Genomic DNA, 3,035 nt, shown 5'->3' with positions numbered 1-3,035 from the left:
AAGCTTTACTCAAAGAGTCTAGTAACGATGGCGAAGAGGTCACACCCGTTCCCATACCGAACACGGAAGTTAAGCTCTTCAGCGCCGATGGTAGTTGGGGGTTTCCCCCTGTGAGAGTAGGACGTTGCTAGGCTTTAATTTTTTTTTGTAAATTTTAAGTGGTCCCGTGGTGTAGCGGTTAACATGCCTGCCTGTCACGCAGGAGATCGCGGGTTCGATTCCCGTCGGGACCGCCATATTTTAACATTCCAAAACGATTTCACCTTAACGGGTGTGATCGTTTTTTTAATACGAATAAACATGGCCATCTTCTTGGCTTTTGTTTTGAAGGGTTTTTCTGTACACTAGTACTATGATAAGAAGAGAAGGGTGAGTTGGCTGTGTGGAAGAAAGAAATCAAGTCAGTAGAAGAGATGGAGAAGCTCGCTGCCGAGATTGGCAAGTATCTTAGACCTCCTGATGTGTTGACGCTTGAAGGTGATCTTGGAGCGGGAAAGACGACGTTCACAAAAGCACTTGCGAAATCGATCGGAATCACACGGACAGTCAGCAGTCCCACTTTTACGATTATCAAGCAATATGAAGGGGATTATCCTTTCAATCATTTGGATGTATATCGGTTAGCCAACAGTGAAGAAGACTTGGGATGGGACGAACTGTTTTATGGGGATGCCATTTCTGTAGTGGAATGGGCGCAATTTATACAAGAAGAGTTGCCTGAAGATCGTTTGGAATTAATCATCCGCCATACGGGAACCTATTCTCGTGAAGTTGAATGCACGCCAAAAGGTGAACGATTTACACGTATTTGTGAGGAGATTTTTACATGATATGGTTAGGTATAGATACAGCAAACTCGCCTCTGTCAGTAGTTATTGTTAAAGATGACGTGTTACTTATTGAAGAGTCGAGCATGATGAAGATTAATCATTCGCTACGTGCGATGCCAGCGGTAGAAGAAGCATGTCGCAAAGCAGATATTACGCCCTCTGAAATAGATGCAATCGCAGTCTCTGAAGGTCCAGGGTCGTATACGGGAGTCCGCATTGGCGTGACAATCGCGAAAACACTTGCATGGACGCTAGACAAGCCGCTTTACGGTGTATCGAGCTTGAAGGCCCTAGCAATGAATGGACAACTATTTAATGGCCTTGTCTGCTCTTTAATTGATGCTAGAAGATCTAACGTCTATGCAGGAGTCTATCGTGCAGAAGGTGAAGGATTGGTCAATGTACTTGAAGATCAGCACTGTGCACTTGCAGACTTACTGGAGAAGTTACAGGAGTATAAGGAACCAGTCTTATTTGTCGGAGAAGATGTGAAGCTGCATGAAGCGGTCATTCGTGAACAGCTTGGTGGGCTAGTGCATCTAGCTTCATTCGCTTTAAATGTACCACGTGCTTCTTCCGTAGTTTTATTGGCGCAACTTGCGGATGAACCGGAAACGGTGCATACGTTTACGCCACAGTATAAGCGTATTACGGAAGCAGAAGCGAATTTGGTGAAGAAGGTGTCTTCTCATGAGTAATGAAGTGTTATTTCGGAAGATGATGCATGATGACATTGCGGCGGTTGCAGCTATAGAGCTCGAATCATTTGCGACGCCTTGGACTGAAGAGATTTTTGAGCATGAATTAACCGGTAATGCGTATGCTCATTATATCGTAGCGGAATTAGATGGAGAAGTAATTGGGCACTGCGGTATGTGGATCGTTCTAGATGAATGTCATATTACCAATGTCGCCGTACTATCGGCTTATCGTGGAAAAGGGTATGGAGAAGACCTGATGCGTCAGGCTATGGAGTTATGCCGCTTGAATGAAGTAAAGACTATGACGCTTGAAGTACGTGTAAGTAATGAACCAGCACGGACGTTGTATCGTAAGCTAGGTTTTCAAGAAGGCGGAATCAGGAAAAACTATTATACAGACGACCATGAAGATGGGCTCGTCATGTGGGTGGAATTCTAATGAATAAAGATCATTATATTTTAGGTATTGAAACAAGCTGTGATGAAACTGCAGCCTCTGTAGTGAAAAACGGAACGGAAATTGTTTCTTCTATTGTATCGTCACAAATTCAGCAGCAGAAGCAATTCGGCGGTGTGGTGCCAGAAATTGCTTCGCGTCTGCATGTCGAACAAATTACACTGGTGATAGAGGAAGCATTAAAGGAAGCAAAAATAGTACCAAGTGATTTGGAGGCAATTGCTGTAACCGAGGGACCTGGATTAGTAGGTGCCTTGTTGATCGGTATCAATGCTGCAAAGGCTTTCGCGTTTGCAAACCAATTGCCATTGATAGGTGTGCACCATATTGCAGGACATGTTTACGCCAATCAGTTAATGCATGAGATGGAGTTTCCGCTATTGGCGCTGATCGTCTCAGGCGGTCATACCGAGCTCGTTGTTATGAAGTCACATGGTTCCTTTGAATTGATCGGTGAAACTCGTGATGATGCGGCAGGTGAGGCATATGACAAAGTGGCTCGTGTCCTTGGTTTGCCTTATCCAGGAGGTCCCCAAGTAGATCGTTTAGCATTGGCTAGTGATGAAAGTATTGACTTTCCTCGTGCTTGGTTAGAAAAAGAGTCGTATGATTTTAGTTTTAGTGGATTGAAATCTGCGGTTATCAATTATAAGCATAATATTGAGCAAAAAGGCGGTAAGATCAATCACGATCATGTTGCTGCTGGATTTCAGCAGAGTGTCGTAGATGTACTGACGGTCAAAACTGTGAAAGCGGCGAAAGAATATGGTGTGAAGCAAGTGATTGCGGCAGGTGGAGTTGCAGCCAATCAAGGATTGCGAAAGTCATTGACTGCAGCGCTTGAACAAGAAGAGATTCCTTTTTATGTACCACCCATTTCCTTATGCACAGATAATGCAGCGATGATTGCGGCAGCAGGTTATGAGATGTGGAAAAGTGGCGTGCGAAGTGATTCTAGTATGAATGGTCGACCTGGAATGCCATTAAAATCATGGAATTAAAGAAGATGCACACAGTTTGCTAACTTTCAGCAAATTGTGTGTTTTT

General features: G+C 44.1%; 4 protein-coding genes, 1 tRNA gene and 1 rRNA gene. All 6 read left to right on the top strand.

Annotated elements, in window-relative coordinates:
* The first annotated feature begins 17 nt into the window (after positions 1-17).
* Positions 18-133 (top strand): 5S ribosomal RNA (gene rrf, locus Q7P97_RS00750).
* A gap of 27 nt (positions 134-160) precedes the next feature.
* Positions 161-236, top strand: a tRNA-Asp gene (locus tag Q7P97_RS00745).
* A gap of 144 nt (positions 237-380) precedes the next feature.
* The gene (gene tsaE / locus Q7P97_RS00740; protein ID WP_198166241.1) at positions 381-830 is read left to right on the top strand and encodes a tRNA (adenosine(37)-N6)-threonylcarbamoyltransferase complex ATPase subunit type 1 TsaE; all 450 of its coding nucleotides are present in this window, start codon (positions 381-383) and stop codon (positions 828-830) included.
* Entirely contained in the window at positions 827-1,528 is a 702-nt protein-coding gene (gene tsaB, locus Q7P97_RS00735; protein WP_303965107.1) for a tRNA (adenosine(37)-N6)-threonylcarbamoyltransferase complex dimerization subunit type 1 TsaB, read from the top strand. Before tsaE ends, tsaB begins: the two co-directional genes overlap by 4 nt.
* Positions 1,521-1,970, top strand: coding sequence for a ribosomal protein S18-alanine N-acetyltransferase (gene rimI, locus Q7P97_RS00730; RefSeq protein ID WP_303965104.1), 450 nt, complete (start codon positions 1,521-1,523; stop codon positions 1,968-1,970). The genes tsaB and rimI overlap by 8 nt, the downstream gene beginning before the upstream one ends.
* Positions 1,970-2,989, top strand: coding sequence for a tRNA (adenosine(37)-N6)-threonylcarbamoyltransferase complex transferase subunit TsaD (tsaD, locus tag Q7P97_RS00725; protein ID WP_303965100.1), 1,020 nt, complete (start codon positions 1,970-1,972; stop codon positions 2,987-2,989). The genes rimI and tsaD overlap by 1 nt, the downstream gene beginning before the upstream one ends.
* Positions 2,990-3,035: the final 46 nt, after the last annotated feature.

Source organism: Sporosarcina ureae (assembly GCF_029267015.1).
GTDB classification, from domain to species: Bacteria; Bacillota; Bacilli; order Bacillales_A; family Planococcaceae; genus Sporosarcina; species Sporosarcina ureae_D.
The sequence above is the reverse complement of the archived record's forward strand: the minus strand, read 5'-3'. Positions and strand labels throughout refer to the sequence as shown.

Coding starts and splice junctions, on each gene's coding strand:
- tsaB (WP_303965107.1), top strand. CDS start 827: ATGATATGGTTAGGTATAGATACAGCAAACTCGCCTCTGTCAGTAGTT.
- rimI (WP_303965104.1), top strand. CDS start 1,521: ATGAGTAATGAAGTGTTATTTCGGAAGATGATGCATGATGACATTGCG.
- tsaD (WP_303965100.1), top strand. CDS start 1,970: ATGAATAAAGATCATTATATTTTAGGTATTGAAACAAGCTGTGATGAA.